Origin of the sequence: Sporosarcina ureae (assembly GCF_002082015.1) — a bacterium.
Lineage (GTDB): Bacteria > Bacillota > Bacilli > Bacillales_A > Planococcaceae > Sporosarcina > Sporosarcina ureae_A.
Map to the genome: position 1 here is coordinate 2,331,702 of NZ_CP015109.1, position 21,274 is coordinate 2,352,975.

At 37.7% G+C, this 21,274-nt stretch carries 25 protein-coding genes; 24 read left to right on the plus strand and 1 reads right to left on the minus strand.

From position 1 onward, the window contains the following. Window positions 1–56: 56 nt before the first annotated feature. Window positions 57–785 (minus strand): MerR family transcriptional regulator, encoded by a 729-nt coding sequence (locus tag SporoP17a_RS11475; RefSeq protein ID WP_083034760.1) that lies wholly within the window; start codon window positions 783–785, stop codon window positions 57–59. Between the two features lie 706 nt (window positions 786–1,491). Between SporoP17a_RS11475 and SporoP17a_RS16780 the strand changes: the two genes are divergently transcribed. From SporoP17a_RS16780 to SporoP17a_RS11595, 24 genes are all read left to right on the plus strand, one after another. After that, on the plus strand, window positions 1,492–1,644 hold the full coding sequence (locus tag SporoP17a_RS16780) for a hypothetical protein (protein WP_156890563.1): 153 nt from the start codon (window positions 1,492–1,494) through the stop codon (window positions 1,642–1,644). A 12-nt stretch (window positions 1,645–1,656) separates the two neighbouring features. Further along, on the plus strand, window positions 1,657–2,124 hold the full coding sequence (locus tag SporoP17a_RS11480) for a cytochrome c oxidase subunit II (RefSeq protein WP_083034761.1): 468 nt from the start codon (window positions 1,657–1,659) through the stop codon (window positions 2,122–2,124). 12 nt (window positions 2,125–2,136) lie between these two features. Next, entirely contained in the window at window positions 2,137–3,810 is a 1,674-nt protein-coding gene (locus SporoP17a_RS11485; protein WP_083034762.1) for a cbb3-type cytochrome c oxidase subunit I, read from the plus strand. A gap of 285 nt (window positions 3,811–4,095) precedes the next feature. Further along, a complete protein-coding gene (locus SporoP17a_RS11490; protein ID WP_083034763.1) occupies window positions 4,096–5,487 on the plus strand; it encodes an L-cystine transporter in 1,392 nt (463 codons plus the stop codon). 286 nt (window positions 5,488–5,773) lie between these two features. Further along, window positions 5,774–6,229: a hotdog fold thioesterase gene (locus SporoP17a_RS11495; protein WP_083034764.1), complete on the plus strand. Its 456-nt coding sequence runs from the start codon at window positions 5,774–5,776 to the stop codon at window positions 6,227–6,229. Window positions 6,230–6,622: 393 nt separating this feature from the next. Beyond that, window positions 6,623–7,891 (plus strand): amidohydrolase family protein, encoded by a 1,269-nt coding sequence (locus SporoP17a_RS11505; RefSeq protein WP_083034766.1) that lies wholly within the window; start codon window positions 6,623–6,625, stop codon window positions 7,889–7,891. A 99-nt stretch (window positions 7,892–7,990) separates the two neighbouring features. Next, window positions 7,991–8,203 (plus strand): hypothetical protein, encoded by a 213-nt coding sequence (locus tag SporoP17a_RS11510; protein WP_083034767.1) that lies wholly within the window; start codon window positions 7,991–7,993, stop codon window positions 8,201–8,203. Between the two features lie 104 nt (window positions 8,204–8,307). Next, window positions 8,308–8,748 carry a hypothetical protein gene (locus SporoP17a_RS11515; RefSeq protein WP_083034768.1) on the plus strand — a complete coding sequence of 147 codons (441 nt, stop codon included), beginning with the start codon at window positions 8,308–8,310 and terminating at the stop codon, window positions 8,746–8,748. A 205-nt stretch (window positions 8,749–8,953) separates the two neighbouring features. Next, a complete protein-coding gene (locus SporoP17a_RS11520; protein ID WP_083034769.1) occupies window positions 8,954–9,490 on the plus strand; it encodes a GNAT family N-acetyltransferase in 537 nt (178 codons plus the stop codon). Window positions 9,491–9,536: 46 nt separating this feature from the next. Further along, entirely contained in the window at window positions 9,537–10,022 is a 486-nt protein-coding gene (locus SporoP17a_RS11525; protein WP_083034770.1) for a GNAT family N-acetyltransferase, read from the plus strand. Window positions 10,023–10,341: 319 nt separating this feature from the next. Continuing rightward, the gene (locus SporoP17a_RS11530; protein WP_083034771.1) at window positions 10,342–11,124 is read left to right on the plus strand and encodes a helix-turn-helix domain-containing protein; all 783 of its coding nucleotides are present in this window, start codon (window positions 10,342–10,344) and stop codon (window positions 11,122–11,124) included. Between the two features lie 108 nt (window positions 11,125–11,232). Further along, complete coding sequence (locus SporoP17a_RS11535; RefSeq protein WP_237262316.1) at window positions 11,233–11,715, plus strand: small multi-drug export protein; 483 nt, start codon at window positions 11,233–11,235, stop codon at window positions 11,713–11,715. A gap of 82 nt (window positions 11,716–11,797) precedes the next feature. Further along, window positions 11,798–12,115 carry a YolC/YozM family protein gene (locus tag SporoP17a_RS11540; protein ID WP_083034772.1) on the plus strand — a complete coding sequence of 106 codons (318 nt, stop codon included), beginning with the start codon at window positions 11,798–11,800 and terminating at the stop codon, window positions 12,113–12,115. A 138-nt stretch (window positions 12,116–12,253) separates the two neighbouring features. Then, window positions 12,254–12,601, plus strand: coding sequence for a hypothetical protein (locus SporoP17a_RS11545; protein ID WP_083034774.1), 348 nt, complete (start codon window positions 12,254–12,256; stop codon window positions 12,599–12,601). Between the two features lie 92 nt (window positions 12,602–12,693). Continuing rightward, window positions 12,694–12,942, plus strand: coding sequence for a hypothetical protein (locus SporoP17a_RS11550; protein WP_083034776.1), 249 nt, complete (start codon window positions 12,694–12,696; stop codon window positions 12,940–12,942). A gap of 324 nt (window positions 12,943–13,266) precedes the next feature. Beyond that, entirely contained in the window at window positions 13,267–13,584 is a 318-nt protein-coding gene (locus SporoP17a_RS11555) for a YolC/YozM family protein (RefSeq protein ID WP_083034772.1), read from the plus strand. Window positions 13,585–13,737: 153 nt separating this feature from the next. Further along, the gene (locus tag SporoP17a_RS11560) at window positions 13,738–14,208 is read left to right on the plus strand and encodes a hypothetical protein (RefSeq protein WP_083034778.1); all 471 of its coding nucleotides are present in this window, start codon (window positions 13,738–13,740) and stop codon (window positions 14,206–14,208) included. Window positions 14,209–14,554: 346 nt separating this feature from the next. Next, complete coding sequence (locus SporoP17a_RS11565) at window positions 14,555–15,487, plus strand: ATP-binding cassette domain-containing protein (protein WP_083034779.1); 933 nt, start codon at window positions 14,555–14,557, stop codon at window positions 15,485–15,487. After that, window positions 15,465–16,244, plus strand: coding sequence for an ABC transporter permease (locus SporoP17a_RS11570; RefSeq protein ID WP_083034781.1), 780 nt, complete (start codon window positions 15,465–15,467; stop codon window positions 16,242–16,244). The genes SporoP17a_RS11565 and SporoP17a_RS11570 overlap by 23 nt, the downstream gene beginning before the upstream one ends. A gap of 10 nt (window positions 16,245–16,254) precedes the next feature. Continuing rightward, entirely contained in the window at window positions 16,255–16,926 is a 672-nt protein-coding gene (locus tag SporoP17a_RS11575) for a response regulator transcription factor (RefSeq protein WP_083034783.1), read from the plus strand. A gap of 15 nt (window positions 16,927–16,941) precedes the next feature. After that, window positions 16,942–17,844 (plus strand): sensor histidine kinase, encoded by a 903-nt coding sequence (locus tag SporoP17a_RS11580; protein ID WP_083034785.1) that lies wholly within the window; start codon window positions 16,942–16,944, stop codon window positions 17,842–17,844. Between the two features lie 220 nt (window positions 17,845–18,064). Next, on the plus strand, window positions 18,065–18,499 hold the full coding sequence (locus tag SporoP17a_RS11585; protein ID WP_083034786.1) for a hypothetical protein: 435 nt from the start codon (window positions 18,065–18,067) through the stop codon (window positions 18,497–18,499). Window positions 18,500–19,224: 725 nt separating this feature from the next. Then, window positions 19,225–20,562, plus strand: coding sequence for an MATE family efflux transporter (locus SporoP17a_RS11590; RefSeq protein WP_083034788.1), 1,338 nt, complete (start codon window positions 19,225–19,227; stop codon window positions 20,560–20,562). A gap of 141 nt (window positions 20,563–20,703) precedes the next feature. Next, the gene (locus SporoP17a_RS11595; protein WP_083034789.1) at window positions 20,704–21,195 is read left to right on the plus strand and encodes a DUF4825 domain-containing protein; all 492 of its coding nucleotides are present in this window, start codon (window positions 20,704–20,706) and stop codon (window positions 21,193–21,195) included. The last annotated feature ends 79 nt before the right edge of the window (window positions 21,196–21,274 follow it).

Below are 21,274 nucleotides of genomic sequence, written 5' to 3' on the forward strand. Positions count from 1 at the left end.
TTTTGAGTGCAGGGAAACGGGGTGAGATAGTTATGTCCCAGCCTTTTATTACGGTATTACTTTTGGTTTTTTTCTGCATAGACGCCCATAGCCGTACACATAAATTGGGCTAAGCCTTCACCGAATTGATCAATGTTTTGGGTGAAACGCTCGTCGTCTACGTACATTTGACCCAATCCTTTGAATGCCTCTAGAGAGTAGTTTCCCATTTTGTTTAAAAAATGATACCACTCCCTAATTTTCTCTTGGACCTCTTTGGAATCAGGTGATAGATGGCGAATTGCGGCAAGGTTACGAAAAACCTCGTTGAATTTTTCCTGATCGAAGGCAGTCATATTTTTCGCTTTCTCATTTGCTTCATCAACTGCTTGATCGCCCCACTTTTCTCTAGCTTCTTGTTCATATGGGTTATGGCTAAAGTCAAAGCCCTCAAATTTCTCTTGATTTGTCATTTGTATTTCTCCTTTCGCATGTTGAATTGTTTTTTCAATAGTCCCGATCATCTGATCAAGCCGTTTCTTTTGTTCCAGAAGCATTTTATGTTGCATTTCAAGCGCTTCTTGTTGATTAAACGATGGACTATCGATAATTTCTTTAATCTTCTTTAAAGGGAAGCCGAGTTCTCTAAAAAATAAGATTTGCTGCAGTGTCTCGAGATTCTCGTCAGAATATATACGATAACCAGCATCAGTGTTTTCGTCGGGAATGAATAATCCAATTTCATTATAATGGTGTAGTGTGCGCACACTAATTCCTACTAACTCAGCAACTTCTTTCACTTTCATCTTGTTTCGCTCCCTTCACTTAATAACTATAAAGTATCTCGTAACGTGAGAGTCAATACTTTTCTAACAAAGGTTTGAAGAAGCATTGCATCAATAAACACATCAAGGGATGGATGATTCTATCCTAGCTGGCTAAGTTACAGAAAATATTATTCAAAAAATAGCATGATGTTGAGTGATTGGCGCTATGTTTAGCACTAATCACTTTTTTTATTATCGGTATTGGATCGCCTTAGAATTAGACCGTATAAACTTGATGTACATCAAGGTGTAAGCCCGCCAAGTAATTCATACTGAAGCTAGGAGTTACGCAATGGAACACTGACGATATCAGAGTCAACGTCAGTTTCACTTCTTATAGTGCAGCAATGAAACGAGGGTGGTACTGCACAGAGAAATCCCGATTCGTTTTGCCGGATATAGAATCGGACTATTCTCTTAAAGTTATTCATATATAACGAGATAGGTCTAAAAATAAACAGAATTATCACCGGAATTATTGGAATATTCCTAGTTGTCATGTCGTGTTCATACTTTTATCTATAGTAACTTGCCTTTACGTAAAGTAGAGAGAATGTGTGAAGTGAAATGAACGAGGCTGGTTTTATTGAATGGACAATAGCATTACCGTTCGTCACTCATAGAGTGGGTGACACAGACCTGCTTTATGTATGCGGTTCAATTACTTACAAAGAGGGGGGATCGTATGAAAAACTCACCGGGCAACGAAGTGAACAAAGAGGAAGTAGTGGATGAGGGTTCATTCAGAAATGCTATGTATGCTTCCATCTTATTCGTTGGAGGCGGAATCGTTATTTTTTGGTTGATATTATTTATTTTCTTTTCAGTAAGACTATAAGGAGGTATTTCCATGAACATGCATCGATATGAAAAAATCTGGCTATTTTTAGCTGCTTCCATGTTGGTCATCGCTGTAGTCTATAGTGGCGTTCAGACCTTTGCGTTAGGTCAAGGCCCACCCAGTGGTGTCGGTATGATTGATCCAGAAAAAGTAGAAGAGACGGCGCCATTTGATAATCCGGGGACTTTTCAAATTAGTGAGAATGAATATGAAGTTGTCATGATCTTACGGGCTTTTTCATTTGAACCGAATGTAATTGAAATACCTGCTGGCGCAACTGTTCATTTTAAAATGACTTCTACAGATGTAATGCACGGTTTTCAAGTCATCGGCACCAATTTAAATGCGATGATCATGCCAGGACATATTCAAGAAGCGAAACAAACATTTAAGAAGCCTGGCGAGTATTTAGTCGTATGTAATGAATATTGTGGTGTAGGTCATCAATTAATGAGCATGAAAATCATAGTGAAATAGGAGGTGAATGAAATGGAAGCGATTGAAAAGCAAAGTAGTAAAATTAGTAAATTGTCAGGGGGAAATAGATTAGATTCACGTCTGACATTAACGTATTTCTCCATAGCTTTCGTCACGTTATTGATAGGTGGACTTTTAGGTTTACTTCAAGGGCTTAATCGTGCGGGATTGCTCGAACTACCTACAAACTTTAATTATTATCAAGTCTTGACGGCGCATGGTATTTTATTAGTTTTAGTATTCTCTGTATTGTTCGTCATTGCGTATTTTTACTCGGTACTTTCTCATACGATGGATGGATTATTTCCAGTCGTCAGAAAGATGGGCTGGATTTCCCTGATCACTATGCTCGTAGGGGTAGTATTGGTCATTACGAACGTCGTCATGGGTAACGCCTCTGTCATGTACACATTTTATCCGCCGATGAAGGCATCCCCTTGGTTCTATGTTGGGTTATTCATTGTCGTGGCAGGCATCTGGATTGCTGCGTTTGGCGGATTTACTCAAATCGCCAAGTGGAGAAAGAGACACCGTGGCCAACATATACCGTTACTCGCATTCTTTGCGATGGGTGTTTTCATCCTGTTATTCTTCGGAAGTCTAGGTGTAACAGCAGAAGTGTTAATGCTTATACCGTGGGCGTTTGGTTGGACCGAAACGATTAATGTAATGCTTAGTAGAACATTATTTTGGAGCTTCGGACATACATTTGTAAACATTTGGTACTTAACCGCAGTTTCCTTATGGTATGTAGTCGTGCCGAAAGTAATTGGCGGTCGATTATTCAGTGATACATTAACGAGAGTAGTTGTCATACTGTTAGTCGTCTCGAATATTCCAGGCGGTTTCCACCACCAAATTGTGGACCCAGGCATGTCAGAAGGAATTAAACTCACACATGCGCTGATGAGCATGGTGATCGGCTTCCCGTCCTTAATGACAGCATTTGCGATGTTCTTCGTATTCGCTCGTGTGGGCAAGAAGAAAGGTGCGAAAGGAGTATTCGGCTGGATTAAAAAGATGCCTTGGGGAGACGTTCGTTTCCTAGCTCCGATGATTGCAATGATTTTCTTCATTCCAGGCGGAGCTGGCGGTATTGCACAAAATGCGAACCAATTGAATCAAGTCGTGCATAACTCGCTGTGGGTTGTAGGCCATTTCCATATCACTGTCGGTGTGACAGCCGTGTTGACCTTCTTCGGTGCGATGTATTGGTTAATACCTTACTTATCCAAGCGGACACTTACTCCCGCCATGAATAAATTGGGTGTAATTCAAACATTGATTTGGACTATTGGAATGGTCTTCATGGCCGGTGGAATGCACACGGTAGGACTTCTAGGTGCTCCACGAAGAACGTCTTACACAACGTATGGCGATAGTGCAACCGCTGCAAGTTGGGACCCGTACTTACTTTTATTAGCGGTAGGAGGCGTATTATTAACGATAGGTCTCGTGCTGATTGTCTACATCGTCTTCAATCTCATGTTCTTCGCGCCAAAAGGAACTACAGAATTTCCTATTGCACAAGGTGAAGACAATGCAAGTGAGACACCGAAGTGGACAGAGCGTTGGAGTGTATGGATTATCATCATGCTGTTCATCGTCGCGTTCGGTTACGTTTTCCCTCTAGTGGATATGATTCAAAATGCACCACCGGGATCACCGCCATTCATTACTTGGTAATTGCTAGTGGTGTCCAGCATCAGTCGATATAAACACTTCATAATAAATTGTAAAAACATAGTGAAATCCCACCAAGTCATAATTGGTGGGATTTTTTCATAGAGTCAAAACCGGGGTGTTGCAGAATGGTTTCAACTGTTTGGAAGGTCGAATCTTATAATATTCATGCCTACATCTACTGAGCTTAGTTGATATATCATTTTATTTAAAAGTATACTTGACGAATAGGAATTAAAGGGATAAAGTAAAATCTACAATACTATGAAGACAGAGGGGTGCGGAATGATGAATACTTTTTTACTTATTGTGAACATTGCGGGATTGTTATTGCTTGTCGGCCTATTATATAGAATGAATCGTAAAAAGGTATCCTTTTCAAAACGCGTGTTTACAGGGCTTGGGCTCGGAATTGGTTACGGACTTATTTTGCATTTTGCCTATGGAACAGAGTCAGAGATCCTCAAGCAGTCGATGCCATGGTTTAACCTAATCGGTAGCGGCTATGTTAAATTACTGCAAATGATTGTTATGCCACTTGTTTTTATTTCGATCTTAGCGGCTTTTACGAAAGTGACGATCGGGAAAAACTTTGGGAAAATGGCGGCTACGATTTTAGGTATGCTCGTCGGTACGACAGCGATTGCTGCCATTGTGGGGATTTCTGTTACGCTTCTATTTGGACTGGACGCTTCTGAAATCGTACAAGGGGAAGCAGAAGCGGCACGTGGGCTTTCTTTGGAAGAGAACTTGGAAACTGTAGCCGATGTTTCATTACCTGAAAAGCTCATCGATTTATTGCCTGCTAATCCTTTCCTAGATTTTACAGGTGCACGTCCAACTTCAACGATTGGCGTCGTGATTTTTGCGGCATTCCTCGGGTTTGCCTACTTAGCGATTACCAGAAGGGATGAAGAAAACGCGGTCACGGTGAAAAAAGGAATTGACGCGATTTACGCGTTGATCATGGGTGTGGTAAGAATCGTTCTACGTTTGACGCCATATGGTATTTTGGCGATTATCGCGCGAACTGTTGCGACGTCTGATTTTATGGCGATTTACAGTCTCGGGAAGTTTGTCCTTGCTTCTTATATCGCCTTACTGGTGATGTTCGGCATTCACTTGCTCATTATTACATTGTCCGGATTGAATCCGGTGACGTATGTGAAGAAAGCAGGGGAAGCGTTGATATTTGCTTTCACATCCCGCTCAAGTGCAGGAACGCTACCGTTAACGATTCATGCCCAAACGAACCGCTTGGGTGTACCTGAAGGAATTGCCAACTTTTCGGGTTCATTTGGTTTATCCATCGGGCAAAATGGCTGTGCTGGAATCTACCCAGCGATGCTTGCTGTCATGATTGCTCCATCGGTTGGTATCAATCCACTGGACCCAACATTTTTAGTAACATTAATTGCAATCGTGGCGGTTAGTTCATTTGGTGTAGCAGGTGTTGGGGGAGGCGCGACATTTGCCGCAATTCTAGTCTTGTCGGCACTCAATCTTCCTGTCGCACTCGCAGGGTTATTGATTTCTGTTGAACCACTGATTGACATGGGCCGAACTGCAGTAAACGTCAGTGGCTCGATGACAGCAGGTGTCACAACAGCCCGCGTAACGGGTGAACTGGACACGGATATGTATAATGAATCACTTGAAAAACAAACAGCAGAAGCATAAGTTTTAAGACATCCCGCAGGAGACAACATGGTCTTCTGCGGGATTTTTTTAATAGAATGAATATCCGATTAGAATGTCAAGAGGCACCGGATTAAACCGTCTCATTTGATTTTTCTGAAAACATTTGGATAATTCTGCTATACTAATAAAAGGGTAAGAGTAGGTTCATGGTTCCACAGTTGATTCATACAGGCGGAATCCTGCAGTTAGGAAATTCAACGGCTGTTTTGATACGTGAAGTAAGTGATTTGTCATAAAAAACAAGCAAACAAAGGGGTAGATCATAATGAAGAAGAAAATTGATGAGCACCAGATTCATGAAGAGTACTATGAAGAAATTCTTGAGCAAGTGAAAAACGATCCATACGCTAAATCATTAGGCATTGAGTTAACGAAATTTGACGCTGGCGTTGCAGAGGCAACGGTGGAAGTGCAAAGTCATATGGTGAATGCGTTTGGCACGGTTCATGGAGCGGTTATTTATGCGTTAGCAGACCATGCCTTTTCTGTAGCTTGTAATGCCTATGGCAAAACGTCAGTGGGATTAAGTACAACGATTCAATTTATGGAACCAGCCAAGCCGGGGGACAAGTTAGTAGCCGTTGTAAAAGAAGTTAAACGAAACTTTCGCACAGGGTTCTACAGAGTGGAAGTTTTTCATGAAAAAAGTTTGATAGCGACGATGGAGGCAATGTCTTACAGTAAGAGTCATTACTTTATTGAACTTGAGGACCAAGATTAACTGCGTAGCCCGAAGATTATAGAATCAGGGAAGTCCTTTATTTATCGAATGGCCCAAATTAATGAATAGTTATCAGAAAGGTGATTGACTATGAAAATATATCTGAAAGAAAGATATACATCTTATATAAGTATCACTTTTGGTTTATTAATTGGTTTTATAATTGTTACATTTTTATCCGATAAACCTGATTATAAAGCTGGTGTTGTCGCCATTTTAATTGGATTAATAATCGGAGAGTTACTTTTTTACTTAAGATGGTCAATACGCCAAAAAAGGGAACGAGACATTTAAATAAACGGGCGTTTTTCTTGAAGAAAATCAGCGCTCACTTTTCATAATCGGCCCATTTTGTCGCACAACCTTTTTTGAACAACAGGGAGGAATAATTATATGAAACTGAAGAATGTAACATTTCTAAACAACGATATGAAATTTGAAACACGTGATTTTTCAATAAAAAATAACACAATAAGTTTTGATTTAGATGACGGAGATAAAGAGATTTTAATGGATTGCAAGGATTATTTGGTGCTTCCAGGACTTTTTAACGCTCATTTTCACAGCTACTCGCCTTTAACTAAAGGATTAATGCAAGAAATGGCTCTTCAAGACTGGTGCAATGATTCAGAGCAAGGAAAAATACAACAAATATTATTTGATTACTTGGAAAATGAAATTTCAGAAAGAGATTTTGGATACATTGCTCAAAAGAGCTATATTGATATGGTCAAAAATGGGGTTACTTTTGTAAGTGACTCAGATCCACAATCACCCCAGAAACTAAGTGATGTAATGAATGAGATTGGAATACGAGGAATGGTTGATACATACGAGGAAATTGGATCTTATAATAATAAGACAGAGGGAAACATTTTATTTGGAACCCATTTACTAGAGGAAGAAGATATGACAAATGATGAATTGCTTAATTTGAAAAAAGTGAAAGATAAATATAATGCTATTATGATGACGCACTGTTTAGAGAATGAGTGGAGACTTAATATAGTTAAATCTAAATTCGGTAAATCAAGTATCGAACTTTATAATGAAATGGATTTACTTGATGATAAAACAGTTCTTTTTCACGGTGTTTATATGTCAGAAGAGGATATTGAATTGGTAGCAAAACATAAAAGCTCTGTTGTTCATTGTCCTCTTTCAAACTTGGATACAGGCGCAGGAGTTGCAGATGTTAATGCTATGCTTGAGAAAGGTGTGAATGTTTGTTTGGGTACTGATTACGCTCACACAAATGTATGGGAGTTAATGAGGTTAACGTATTACTTATTAAAAATAAATAATCCTGTTAACAAATACTCTGCCGAAGAAATCTTTAGAATGGCAACTGTCAATGGTGCAAGGGCATATAAATTACAGGATGAGATAGGTCAAATTAAAGATGGTTATAAAGCAGATTTAATTTTTATTAAAAAAGATGATTCAGACCTAGAGCCATTGCTAAATAAAGAAAAATTTTCAACTTATCTCTATAACTTATTGTTTTATAGTAAAGCTGATTCGGTTCAGCACGTAATGATTGATGGCAAGTGGATTATGAAAGATAGGAAACTGGAAACGGTTGACGAAGAAAAGGTTGTAAGTAGATACAATCAAATTGCAGATGGTTTTTTGCACTATTTAAAAGAACGAGCCTATTGAATTAACGGGGGCGATTCTTGTATAAGGGATCTGCACCCTTTTCAGTAATAGGGCCATTTAGTGGAACTTTGGTAATTCGATGAAAGGGGTGACTAAACTATGAAAATTAAAAGGTTGGCGCCAATGCAAAGATTGGCGATTATAATTTCAACTTTGATGGTTGTTGGAGGCTTTTTAATAGTATCGCAAATGTATTTCACTTATAGCGAAAATCGTGCAATGTCCAATGGTTGTTACGACAGGGGTGGTTTCCCCACGGTTGAAAAATCAGGGCTAAGTATAAGTTATTTTGATTGCAATATGAACCCATAATTCCAGAATAGGGCGCAGTTGTTGTATAAAAACTTTGCTTCAATCTGGCCATCGATTGACTTGAAACTAGAAGGAAGCAATTTGAAGGGGTGCGTAATTTAACAATGAGTAATAAATTAAGCAACTTTGTTTTGTCGGGTGATTTTGAAGAAGCTAAAAAATATTATCAAAATACAAGTTTTAAAAGTTTTAGTGATAATTTAATAAGTACTGCTTTTGATAATCAGAATATATCTAACTATACATTGGTAGTAAGTTTATTACTCCAAGAAGAAAATGCTAAGCTACATGAATTAGCATTTTCTCTTTTAGCCCAACCGCTTTGCCACACAGAAGGTGCTTATTTTGCTTCTGTATACCATGCAAGAAAAGCGGTAGAATTAACTGATTTTAAAAATGTTAAATACATGGAAAACCTGCTTTTTTTAAACATTGTGCCAGATAAAGTAGTTAGTGATGAAGAAGCTAGGGAAATTGCCAAGAAAATACACTCGCTGGAGTGTAAAAATGAATTAGCTAACGAATTATTAAACAGTAATTCGTGAAGAAAGGTATTGGGGCTTTATTGGAAGACTTATTGAAAAGGAAATATCTAAATTTTATGCCATTTTTAAATTAGCCTTATTATACTATCGGGCGCAATTCTTGAAGATGAATCTGCGCCCATTCTGCAATCGGACCGGATTTTTAAATAACTGAAGGTATTAGGGAGCTTGTTTTGAACAGAATTATAATATAGGGGTCTATCATATGCCATTAAGATTAGAAACTACACGTTTATATTTACAAACCTTTAACAAAGAAGATGCAATTAGAATTAGTGAGCTAGCTAATAATAAAGGATTAGCAGATATACTTGGTCTACCACATCCATATGAATTGAAGCATGCTAAGGATTGGATTGCAATTCAACCTCGGCAAATTAAGGATGGGATTGAATACCCTTTGACGATAGTGTCTAAGGAAATAAACGAAATTATAGGTACAATCACTCTACGAATTGATAAAAATAACAATAAAGGCGAAATTGGTTATTGGATTGGCACAGATTACTGGGGAAACGGGTTCGCAACTGAAGCGGTCAATAAAATTATAGAATTTGGATTTAACGATTTGAATTTAAATAAAATTTGGGCTTCAGCTCTTACTAGAAATAAAGCTTCATCAGTGGTGTTGGGAAAAGCGGGCTTACAAAAGGAAGGTACATTAAGGAAAGATAAACTTCTACATAATGAGTATGAAGATATTGATGTATATGGACTTTTACAAAAGGAATATAAAAAATAGATATTCCATACAGGGGCCAAATAATTGAATTAGTGGGGGATGGAAAATGAGTTTTGTGATTCGAGAAATGGTAAAAGAAGATATAAAGCAAGTTCAAGACGTAGCAAAAAAAAGTTGGAACTCAACTTATGAAGGGATAATCCCACATCAAATACAGGAAAACTTTTTGAATGCTGCTTACAATGATAAAATGATGGAAAAGCGTTTAAATAGCTCGTTTATTTATGTTGCGGAAATGAAAGATAAGGTTGTAGGTTTTGCCAATTTCACGCCAGTTAACAGTGAAGGGCAATCAGAGTTAAGTGCAATATATCTCTATCAAGACTGTCAAGGTGAGGGTATAGGCACTGCTTTACTTCAGCGAGGGATAAAGGAATTAGAGAATCTGAAGGAAGTATATATCGATGTTGAAAAGGAAAACACCGTCGGAAAAACATTTTACGATGCCAAAGGGTTTAAGACAATTAATGAATATGATGATAACTTCGATGGTCACATTTTGAAAACAATTCGAATGTGTTTAACAGTTTAATTTTTGCAACAATCGGGCGCAATTCTGGAATAAGGATTGCGCTGCAAACGGGCCAGATTGCAGGATAGTTGCTTGTAGGAAGAACTATATATTTAACGGAATCAATATGAGGAAAAAGGGGATAAAAAATATCCCCTTTTTATTATGATTTATATCCGAATAAACATATTACTTTCAAAAGACACATAAGAAAAAGGCTTTAAAAGCGCGATATAACAATAATGCAACCACAAGTTGACAATGTGCATTCGCTGCGTGATAGATAGAACAGCAATGTTTTTATACAATATAACTAACAAAATGAAAGGAGTTGAAATGAATGAATTTTGGTGAAAAACTTTTTAAGCTTAGAAAAGAAAATGGATTTTCTCAAGAAACTTTAGCTGAAAAGCTAAACACCTCAAGACAAGCAATAAGCAAGTGGGAAAATGGCCAAGGATTTCCCGAAACAGAAAAGCTCTTAATGATTGGAAATATCTTTGAGGTATCTATTGATTACTTATTGAAGGATTCTGTTGAGAGCAATGAAGGAAATGAGGAAGGTTATTATGTAAGCAGAGAAATGGCAGAAGGTTTTTTGTTAAGCACACAAAAAACTGCTAAACATATTGGGTTAGGCTTTGGGCTTTTTGCATTGGCGTTTGAACCGTATTTAATTATGGGGACAAATTCAATGTTAGGGGTACTCTTGATTATTATCATTGCGACATTAGGGATCATTTCTTTTGCCACATTAGGTTTTGACCAAGGGCAATATACAAATCTCAAAAAAGAAGCTTTATTGTTTGATTCAAATTATTTTAAAGAGCTAACAGTGAGATATGAGGGCTTTAAAAGAAAACATTCAGGAATAGTGGTGTTTGGAGCTTGTTTACTGGCGGTAGGATTCTTAGCCTTTGCCTTGGAGAAAAAAATAGAGATGGGAATCTTGGTTCCTTATTATCCGATTTTTGTGTTTTTAATAGCCGTTGGTCTATATATATCGGTTCGTACTCTTACAATCCTTTCTGCATATCAACTATTGGTAAATAACAATGAGCATACAAGTCGATTTAGTTTTAAACTAAAGCAGAAAGCGAAGAAAAAATTCGATGACTTTTAAGATGAATTTCTCTGCAATATGGGGTGTCGTTTTCTTGAAAAAGAAACTAGTGAACCAGAAGGAGACTCTGAAGGTAATGCGAATGCGCATAGAAGGGGGAGATAGAAATTGATTACGTATTTTATTATCTTTTTGTTGGCAGCAATCCCTTTTTTAGAGGTATCAATGATAGTACCCGTTGCAGTTATCGGGGGTCTTCCAGTAGTACCAGTTATTATTATTGCCTTTTTAGGGAATTTATTAACGATAATTTTACTTATTGTATTTATAGACTCGATTCGCAATTGGCGTAAAAGGAAAAAAGTTAATGAAGAAAAAAATGAACCTAAAAGTCATCAACGTGCGAAGCAAATTTGGGGGAAATATGGTTTGCCAGGCTTAGCGTTCATTGGCCCGTTTTTTGTAGGTAGTCATTTAACAGCACTACTAGCCGTCACATTTGGCGGTACACGTTCGAAAACCTTAGTATTAATGACAGCAAGTATTGCATTTTGGGCAATTTCACTTGGTATTGCAGCGCATTTTGGTTTTGATTTTCTAGTGAAAGATGAAGATGATTTGGGTTTTATCACAAGACTTTTAAATCGATAAAAAACATTCTTCCAGAAACGGGCGCGTTTGCGTGATAAGGACAGTGCATCAAACGGGCCAGAGAAAAGGAGAATGATTGGTTATGAAAAAGAAATATATTGCCATAGTTGCTGTAATGTCTTGTTCATTATTTTATTTTGGAAATGATTATATTTCATTCGCTTCGTCAAATGAAGATGAGAAAATCGATAATCTTTTTGAAACGGAATTATATGATAATGCTGAAATGAAGTTTGGCGTAACTGGTATGGGAGTCAGTAAGAGTGAAAAGATCTTATCAGTACAAGTGGACGGAGATAGCTTAAGTAATAAAGAAAAAGCGAAATTGTATTTTGAAAAAGAACTTGCCAGCAATGGTATTAATAATTACGAAGTTGAAATTTTAAATTTAGAAAAATAAGTTGAATTATCTAGCGAAGAAAAGTTACGTTGATTAATATTCTTCAAACGGGCGCATTAGCGGAATAAGCTTTGTTCTTCAAACGGGCCAGATTGTTGAAGTTTAACTATCTAAAGAAGAATTAATAGGAGTGTTAGTATGCGTTGTGGTTTTTGTGAAGAAGAAAAAACATTTAATTTAAAAGTAGAAGGTGATGTTGGTGCAGACGCTATTTGGTGTGATGAGTGTTACTGTAATTTTGACATCTATGATATTCCTATTTCAAAGGACTTGAAAGCACAACTTACAAAGTGGATGCAGCAGTATGGTGATTGGATAGATTGGAGCAAAGACGTGTTGTGTTCTAATGGAGTTCAAATGGAAGATGAACATAATAAAATGGGTGAATTACTTACTGTAGAAGTTCGTAAAGAACTTGGAGAAGAATATAAAGTAAGGTTTTCACCTTCTTCATCAGCAAGAATGTATGCTAGACACGATTCTTGATTTCAACCATCGGGTGCAATAACAGAAAAAGCACGTTAGTTTCAATCGACAATTTTTTAAAAAATGTATTCTGAATATAAGGAGAAAATCTAATGAAAAAGTATATTGTGTTTTCGATTAGTTTTATAATATTATTGGTAGTGTTTCAATTCTTATCGGGGTATTTGATGACGCTATTTTACAAACCAGATATGACAAATGCTTGGAATCAGTTTGGAAATTTATCTAATACCGTTGAAATTAAAGGTAGTACTTCGCTTTTACCGTTAATTTTAACGTTTCTTGCTGCAACAATGGCTTATTTCTCCCCTAGATTATTTGTGAAAAATAATAATAAATAATTATTTCCGCAATTAACGGGCGCGCCTACTGAATAAGATTGATTTCAGTGTAAGAAGGGGGGGATTATTGTGAAAGATTTAACTTCTTTGTTTCAGAGGGCAGAAAGTATTATCAATTCGTTATCAATAGGTAAAATTATTTTAATAATAGTACCTATTTCGATGGTTGTTACTTTTCTTTATCTAATCACTCAAGATATTTTTAATACATTTTTATATTATTTCTCAACAAAATAATTTCAATTATTTTGCTAAACAAACGGGCGCGTTTGCGTGATAAGGACAGTGCATCAAACGGGCCAGAGAAAAGGAGAATGATTGGTTATGAAAAAGAAATATATTGCCATAGTTGCTGTAATGTCTTGTTCATTATTTTATTTTGGAAATGATTATATTTCATTCGCTTCGTCAAATGAAGATGAGAAAATCGATAATCTTTTTGAAACGGAATTATATGATAATGCTGAAATGAAGTTTGGCGTAACTGGTATGGGAGTCAGTAAGAGTGAAAAGATCTTATCAGTACAAGTGGACGGAGATAGCTTAAGTAATAAAGAAAAAGCGAAATTGTATTTTGAAAAAGAACTTGCCAGCAATGGTATTAATAATTACGAAGTTGAAATTTTAAATTTAGAAAAATAAGTTGAATTATCTAGCGAAGAAAAGTTACGTTGATTAATATTCTTCAAACGGGCGCGATTGTCGTATAAGGTTTGAGTTAGAATCGGGTCAAAGAACAGAAAAAGATCACAGTGTATAATCTATAAATCGTTCAGCAACATGAGGAGTATGTATATGGATACTGGAGTTTTGTATTATAAAATATTCGAAAGAAAAGTACTGGCTACTGATTATATTGGGTGGGCTTTTTATATGTTGCATAATGGAAACTCTACACCCTCTTTGAATGTACTTTCTTCTCTAATAAAACCTCTGAATATTTTTGAAGTAGAAGAATATTTCAACAGGGCTATAAATGAGCTAAACATTTCGAAACCTTCTTACGAAGAAAGTGCGAGACATTATGTCCGATATTTATTAAGAGAAATTGTTGATGATCCTAGTAAAGCAATTGATAATGCATATGATATTTATAAAATTGTTCGTGAACATTTCCTCGATGAAGAACAAGATATATGGTATGAAATAAGTGAAATGATAGATGACCTTTTCTACGGAGATAATATAAAAAACATTACCCAAACTTCCTTAACAAAAGTTATTGTACTTGAATCCGAGCATCAATTGAAAAATAAGTTCCTTTAAGCAATCGGGCGCAATTCACTAATAAGATCCGTTCTTCAAACGGGCCAGATTGTTAATAAATCCTGAGACATATAGAATAATTCTCAAATTAATGTAAAGACCTTTAGTATGATCTAAGGTCTTTTTTGGCTTGGAGTCCCAATTTGCTGAATCCATAGTAGGTTAAGCAAGCAGGATTGTATACAGAATAGGATTTATGAGATAGATGAAGCATTATACTACAGCAATTTCCATTTCTGTAATTGAATTAATCACTAATTCTTTACGCTTTCTTTATACTTTTCTAGTCTGTTTATTTAAACCTGCCAGGTATTCTAGGGTTATCAACTTCTGAAGGGATGATAGTATGTCAGAAACTATATTGAAGGCAACAAACGTTTCTAAAGTATATGGCAAACATAAAGCACTCGATAAAGTATCTATCGAAATTAAACGCGGAATGATTTACGGGTTAATCGGGGAAAACGGGGCCGGTAAATCCACATTCATGCGCACGATTATGGGCTTGATTACGATTGATAGCGGAGCTATCGAACTGTTTGGTAAAACAGATGTGAAGGGGTTGCAACATGCACGAAGGAAAATGGGGCAATCAATTGAAATGCCTGCACTATATCCGGAGTTGACGGCTCGGATGAACTTACAAGTTCAAGCGGCGAATGGCGGGGTTAGTGACCGGGAGATCGATGATTTGCTTCGCTTGATGAACCTTAGCCATACAGGTAAGAAGAAGACCAAGAACTTCTCTCTAGGAATGCGCCAACGGTTAGCGATTGCTTCCACACTTATTACGAACCCTGAGTTTCTAATTTTAGACGAGCCGACGAATGGCCTGGATCCGTCAGGTATTGTTGAAATGCGTGAAATTATTCACCGGTTGGTGACTGAGCGCGGCATCACTGTCTTGCTTTCCAGCCATTTACTGGATGAGCTATCACAGGTGGCTACACACTACGGTATTTTGCATGACGGGAAAATCATAAAAGAGATTTCTAAGGAAAAGCTTGCGCGGGAAACGCGTCAATACATCGAATTAGAAACAAATGAGGCACAACAAGCAGTTGTCGTGCTGGATCAGATGGGGATTCAGGACTATGAAATGATTAACAGAACGGAAATTAATATTTATGAACGCTTGGATGAAGTTGCGACAATCAATCAGTTGTTAGTTTTGGCAAATGTGAGGGTATCCCGAATTGGGATCACCAGACAAAAACTAGAAGATTATTTCTTGCAATTAACAGGAGGGACCTCAAATGCTAAATCTATTAACGGCTGAAAAAATAAAATTGTGTCGAAGTAAAAAATTATTTATTACCCTAAGTATTTTATTCCTGCTTCCGATTATCCAAGTTATGAATAGTCATTGGGCTGTGCAAAGTGGGAATGAACTCGTCCAAGTGATTGATACAGTCATCAATGGAGCAACAGGTGTTTTGATGATCAAGAAAAATGGACTCACGATTTTACTCGTAATGAGCGCTTTTATTAGCTTTTTTATTGGTGAAGAATTCCAAAATGGAACGATTCGGAATGCGTTGTCTCTAGGCCGGAGCCGTACGCATTACTATTTATCAAAATTGGTGATTGCTGCACTACTTTCCCTTGTGGGTGTATTTATCATGACCGTGATTGGAATGATAAGCTTTACCGTAGTGTTCGGTTTTGGTGATGTTGCGGAAATCACAAATTATTACAGCTATGCGTTAAAATCTTTCGGGATATTGTATTTATTGGTTTTGGCAAGTGTGTCTATCTTTGTGATGATAAGCTTTCTAACGAAAAATAGCAGTTTCTCATTGATTTGGAGTTTTCTTTATACAATTGCAACCGGTTTACTTCCTGGTATTTTCCAGAAAACTGAACACTTCAAACAAGTTACAAATTGGTTCTCGGAGACATTCTTATTTTATTCGAACTTTGCAACACCTGAGGATATGGCTCTTTATCCTGAGATGGCAATAGTCAGTCTCATTACGATTGTGATATCATCAGCTTTAGGAATCGTTTTGTTCAAAAGATCAGATATAAAGTAGGTCGATAGCAATGGCGAAGGTTTTAATCATAGAAGATGATAATGCAATTCATTCACTTATCAAAGAAGCATTGATGCTAAATGGCCTCAACACCTTAAGCGCCTACTCGGGGACGGAAGGGAAGTTGCTTTTTGAACAGAACCAGGTGGATGTAGTCCTTTTGGATTTGATGCTTCCAGGGATGAATGGAGAGGAATTTCTTCAGGAAATCCGGCTGAATTCAACGGTTCCAGTAATCGTGATTTCCGCGAAAAATGACCAAGAGTCGAAATTGGAACTGTTGACGAATGGGGCGGATGATTACATTACGAAACCATTTGATGTAAAAGAGCTCCTTGTAAGGATCGACATCCAATTACGCCATGCGGCAAAGGCTTCATTCAATGAGATGGATGAAATTTGTTACGAAGATATCTGTGTGAATTTAGATACGCGTGAAGTGACCATAAATGGCCAAACTCTCCATTTAACTGGACGTGAATATGCAATCCTGCTTCTCTTCCTGGAGAATCCAAAAAAAGTATTCAGCCGTGCCAATATTTATGAAAGTGTTTGGAATGAACCATTTTATGATAGCGATAGTACCATTAATATGCATATCAGTAATTTGAGAAACAAACTGAACCGCGGTGACACAAACTATATAAAAACTATATGGGGCGTAGGCTTCAAATTTAATTAAAGGGGCGTGAATGTTATGTGGGGATGGATAGTGGTTTTCCTGGCATTGATGCTTCTTTTTTATATTTATTTCTTAAAGCGGGAATTGCGGAAACTAAAACGCGATATTAAAGAGATTCCGACATGTGCTGGCTTTGGGAGCAGGCTATCCCTGGATTTTCGTGATCAAGCATTAATGGATATCGTCGATGAATTAAATGAAATGATTGATGTCTATGAAGAGAAAAATCGTAATGCAAAAAAAATGGAAGAGAGTGTTAAGCTGTCCATCGCTGGTCTTTCCCATGATTTACGGACACCGTTGACGTCAGTTAAGGGGTATGTTCAACTTCTAAATGATAATACAGACGAAACAAAGCGGATACACTATTTAAAGATCATCGAAAACTCCATCAATCGTCTCGCGGAAATGACCGACCACTTTTACGACGTGGCACGCATTGAAACGGATCAACTGGAAATGAAGTTATCTCCTATTCCTCTCTCCAATGTAGTCGAAGAAATCTTTTTGTCGTTTTATGAGCAATTTGAAGAGAAACAAATCGAACTTCATTTTCCCGAACAGGGACAGGACCAGCAAATTATCGCCGACAAGTTCATGTTGATGCGGATCATCCAAAACATCGCCCAAAACATACTTCGTTATGCCCAAAGTCAAGCGGTTATCAGCTACTGGGACGATGGGAACTATTTAGTTTTCAGTATTGAAAATGACATTAAGCCAAAAAGTAAGGTTGCGGTGGAGAAGGTATTTATGCGTTTTTATACAGAAGACACAAGCAGAACGAACACCGAAGCAAGTGGATTAGGCTTATACTTGTCCAAACAGCTAGTTGAAAAAATGAATGGCAAAATTTATGCGGAATTGAGCGGAGAATGGTTCATTCTTGAAATTCGGTTTCCCGTTATTAAAAATTGAATTGGAGATTAGTAATATTTCTGCTAATAAACAACAAACTATTAACATTTAATTTTTCACACCTGAAAATTAGGTTATCTTATTCCATTTTAGAGCGCGTTTGCTTGATAAGCAAATGTCCCAATACCGCGATAGGGCCAGTTAAAAGCTTTGTTTAATGAATTCGCAACATTCTTTAAATTTAATCATCTATTTATTTAGTAGAAAAAGGAGATGGGAAATGAAGCAAACAATTAGGGCAAGAATATTGTGTATTTTTGATTTGTTTTTGGCGACAGGTGCAATATGGTCAGGTTTTCAAATGATCACGTCAACCAGTGGAACGATTTTTGCTGAACCATATCCCGACAGTTGGGCTTCCAATCTTCCTTTTGAAAGTTGGGTTTTGCCTGGTGTCCTAGCAATTATCATATTTGGACTTGGTAATATTATAGCTGCGGTGTTAAGTTTAAGAAAAAAACATAGTAGTTCTTGGTATGCATCTGCTCTTATGGGATTGGTTTTCCTATTAGGTTTGGCTTTTCAGTATATTTCCGTAGGTGAAATGTATATAGTAACTGGTCCGTTCTTAATCTTTGGGATTGTTCAGCTATGTCTTAGTGGATATGTTTTTCTGGGTTATAGAAGCCCCGAATTAAACAAAGAATATAGTTAAGGTTCTTCAACAATAGTGCGCGATAATCTAACAAGATCGCGTCCTTTAGAATCGGGGCTATTTAATAGCATAAAGGAATGATTAAAATTCTCGAAATTATTTTCAACAATTTTCTTTTTTGGTTTGTATGGTTACCTGTTATATTTTCAATTTCCATAATTGTTGTTTATAAAAAAGAAAATAAAAGCTTTATAAAGCCTCTGTTAATATTTTTAGGTGCCTACTATACTGCAAGAACAATATTTTATATTCTGTAACATCTATTCCAATTTCGTTTTGGTGTGAAGCTGCAGCAAAAGTTACCTTGGCATAAACAGTTCTGTTCGATTAATTTGTGAGCGATTCGGTCTATATAGCAATAGGGCGCCTTTATCGGATGTGCGATTATTTAGCATGGTTCATTCATAGTTGCTTAGTTGATCTTCGCTACAGCCGGCGACTCTGGAAGGATCAGCGAGAGCCGTAACGAAGAACGGCTTTTGCGAGTGAAGCGGAGCGAGAAGGAGCATATCTTTGTTTTGACAGGTGAAACACCTAGCGAGCGAAGCGAGGGGTGTGGTTCACCGCACGCCCATAAGACACGCGTCCGGCTGGAGCGCAGATCAACGGTTTTCAACTACTTTGCCTTTATCAGACGCAATAAATAAATAAGATATATGCTTCAAGTGGATGCTTGAGTAGAAAGATAAAATAGTAAGTTTTTATTAAGTGTGGGGAGGAGAAAGATGGTCAGGCAGCAAGATTTCACAGAAGGAAATATAGTAAAACAGCTAATGCTTTTTTCTGGACCCATTATGATCACCAATTTACTACAAGCATCCTATCAATTTATCGATAGCTTGTGGGTTGGAAATTTAATTGGCGCGAATGCACTTGGTGCTGTGGCTATTTCCGGGACAATCATCTTTACGGTCTTGTCATTTGTCATCGGATTGAACAATGCCGCACTGACGATTTTGTCCCAGCAGAAAGGCAGAGGTAGCGAGTCAGGACTTCGGCGTTATTTGAATGCGTTTGTTGTCCTGCTTTCCGGCATGTCCATCGTGCTCGGTGTTGCAGGGTTTATATTCGCAGAACCCCTCCTGCTTTTACTTGGAACTCCCAAGGCAATGTTGGCGATGGGCGTTACGTATTTGCGAATTAATTTCATCGGGATCCTTTTCTTATTCGGCTATAATTTTATTGGTACCGTATTTAGATCGGTAGGCGACTCGAAGACGCCACTTTATTTTGTGTTGGCTGCGGTTATTTTGAATACAGTACTTGATCCTTTATTTATTTACGTCTTTGGATGGGGAGTTCACGGCGCTGCCTATGCAACGATAGTATCACAGGGAATCGCATTTGCCGCTGGCGCTATTTATTCGGTGCGAAAAAGCCTGGTACCATTCTCGACACCTCATATTCCAGCACGTCGAGAAGTATTCGATATATTGAGGTTGGGAATTCCTTCGGGTTTACAGATGAGCGTCATTTCAGCTGGTGTGATGGCAATCATGAGTGTTGTCGCATCATTCGGCCCAGCAGTTGTCGCGGGATACGGGGCGGCGCAAAGATTGGATAGTTTAATTATGCTGCCGGCCCAAGCACTCGGGACTGCGGTCAATAGTATGGCGGGTCAAAATATCGGAGCAGGTAGATGGGACCGGGTTCACAGAATTACGTTGTATGGTTTTATATATAATTTGATTGTCATGTTTGCGATCGCCATTCTTATCGTCCTATTTGCAGATTATCTGATTAAGCTATTCATAACAGAACCGGAAGCTGCGGATTTTGGTACAAGCTATTTGAAGGCAATTGCGCTATTTTATCCGTTCCTTGGCATTAATTTCGTTTTAAATGGAGCTGTCCGTGCAGCGGGGGCCATGTTCCAAGTGCTTGTGCTAAACATCATTTCATTTTGGATCCTTCGTTATCCAGTCACGTATATTTTGTCTAGCATCATGGGTGAGAAGGGAATTGCACTCGGAATGGGCGTCAGCTTTGTCATTAGTAGTATCGTTGCGTTTCTTTATTACCGATATGGAAAATGGCGAGAAGCGAAAGCGATAAAGGAATAGTTACATGCACTCACTTAGTCGATCTTCGCTACGGCCAGCGACTCCGGCTGCAGATCAACACGATCCCTATTTTGGGTACCGCATATGGGCAATTAACATGAAAACCAAACCACATGTAGTAACTTAGCAAAGGAGCAGACTATGAAAAACTTCACAAAATATTTAGTGTCTTCATTCATACTAGTACTCATCTTAAGTGGCTGCAGTTCCACTACCGAGCAGCCAAATGAAGATCTATTCGAATATAAAGGATCATTTATAGGGGATAATAGTGCAGTCATCCATATAATTGAGCAATTGCGTAATGCTGAGCAGTTTGAAGAAGTTTCTCTTGAAACCAAAACGGAACCTTATGGAATGACGATCCAGTATGAATATATGGATGCGGCAGTCGAAGAAAGTGAATACAAAGAGACGGCCGTTTATAATGCTAGTTACTTATTCGCACTGATCGATAATGCACAGTGGGTTGTCTTTAATTTTGGAGATAACACCTATACAATCAGTAAATCAAACTTGCAGGAGTGGTATGGTAAAGAGTTACATGACTTTACGAATGAAGAAGAATTGGACGCTTTCATTCAAGAAAAGTTAAAAGACGAGAGCGGAGTACGACAGCTGTTTGCGGAGTGAAAATCGGAAAATTCCTCATTATAAGAACAATATATTATACAACAGAAATCCATCATTCTATGGTATACTTGCAGAAAAA

Coding starts and splice junctions, on each gene's coding strand:
- SporoP17a_RS11525 (WP_083034770.1), top strand. CDS start 9,537: ATGAGTTTTGTGATTCGAGAAATGGTAAAAGAAGATATAAAGCAAGTT.
- SporoP17a_RS11560 (WP_083034778.1), top strand. CDS start 13,738: ATGGATACTGGAGTTTTGTATTATAAAATATTCGAAAGAAAAGTACTG.
- SporoP17a_RS11485 (WP_083034762.1), top strand. CDS start 2,137: ATGGAAGCGATTGAAAAGCAAAGTAGTAAAATTAGTAAATTGTCAGGG.
- SporoP17a_RS11550 (WP_083034776.1), top strand. CDS start 12,694: ATGAAAAAGTATATTGTGTTTTCGATTAGTTTTATAATATTATTGGTA.
- SporoP17a_RS11575 (WP_083034783.1), top strand. CDS start 16,255: ATGGCGAAGGTTTTAATCATAGAAGATGATAATGCAATTCATTCACTT.
- SporoP17a_RS11570 (WP_083034781.1), top strand. CDS start 15,465: ATGCTAAATCTATTAACGGCTGAAAAAATAAAATTGTGTCGAAGTAAA.
- SporoP17a_RS11580 (WP_083034785.1), top strand. CDS start 16,942: ATGTGGGGATGGATAGTGGTTTTCCTGGCATTGATGCTTCTTTTTTAT.
- SporoP17a_RS11490 (WP_083034763.1), top strand. CDS start 4,096: ATGAATACTTTTTTACTTATTGTGAACATTGCGGGATTGTTATTGCTT.
- SporoP17a_RS11540 (WP_083034772.1), top strand. CDS start 11,798: ATGAAAAAGAAATATATTGCCATAGTTGCTGTAATGTCTTGTTCATTA.
- SporoP17a_RS11585 (WP_083034786.1), top strand. CDS start 18,065: ATGAAGCAAACAATTAGGGCAAGAATATTGTGTATTTTTGATTTGTTT.
- SporoP17a_RS11510 (WP_083034767.1), top strand. CDS start 7,991: ATGAAAATTAAAAGGTTGGCGCCAATGCAAAGATTGGCGATTATAATT.
- SporoP17a_RS11505 (WP_083034766.1), top strand. CDS start 6,623: ATGAAACTGAAGAATGTAACATTTCTAAACAACGATATGAAATTTGAA.
- SporoP17a_RS11565 (WP_083034779.1), top strand. CDS start 14,555: ATGTCAGAAACTATATTGAAGGCAACAAACGTTTCTAAAGTATATGGC.
- SporoP17a_RS11515 (WP_083034768.1), top strand. CDS start 8,308: ATGAGTAATAAATTAAGCAACTTTGTTTTGTCGGGTGATTTTGAAGAA.
- SporoP17a_RS16780 (WP_156890563.1), top strand. CDS start 1,492: ATGAAAAACTCACCGGGCAACGAAGTGAACAAAGAGGAAGTAGTGGAT.
- SporoP17a_RS11480 (WP_083034761.1), top strand. CDS start 1,657: ATGAACATGCATCGATATGAAAAAATCTGGCTATTTTTAGCTGCTTCC.
- SporoP17a_RS11595 (WP_083034789.1), top strand. CDS start 20,704: ATGAAAAACTTCACAAAATATTTAGTGTCTTCATTCATACTAGTACTC.
- SporoP17a_RS11520 (WP_083034769.1), top strand. CDS start 8,954: ATGCCATTAAGATTAGAAACTACACGTTTATATTTACAAACCTTTAAC.
- SporoP17a_RS11475 (WP_083034760.1), bottom strand. CDS start 785: ATGAAAGTGAAAGAAGTTGCTGAGTTAGTAGGAATTAGTGTGCGCACA.
- SporoP17a_RS11555 (WP_083034772.1), top strand. CDS start 13,267: ATGAAAAAGAAATATATTGCCATAGTTGCTGTAATGTCTTGTTCATTA.
- SporoP17a_RS11495 (WP_083034764.1), top strand. CDS start 5,774: ATGAAGAAGAAAATTGATGAGCACCAGATTCATGAAGAGTACTATGAA.
- SporoP17a_RS11590 (WP_083034788.1), top strand. CDS start 19,225: ATGGTCAGGCAGCAAGATTTCACAGAAGGAAATATAGTAAAACAGCTA.
- SporoP17a_RS11545 (WP_083034774.1), top strand. CDS start 12,254: ATGCGTTGTGGTTTTTGTGAAGAAGAAAAAACATTTAATTTAAAAGTA.
- SporoP17a_RS11530 (WP_083034771.1), top strand. CDS start 10,342: ATGAATTTTGGTGAAAAACTTTTTAAGCTTAGAAAAGAAAATGGATTT.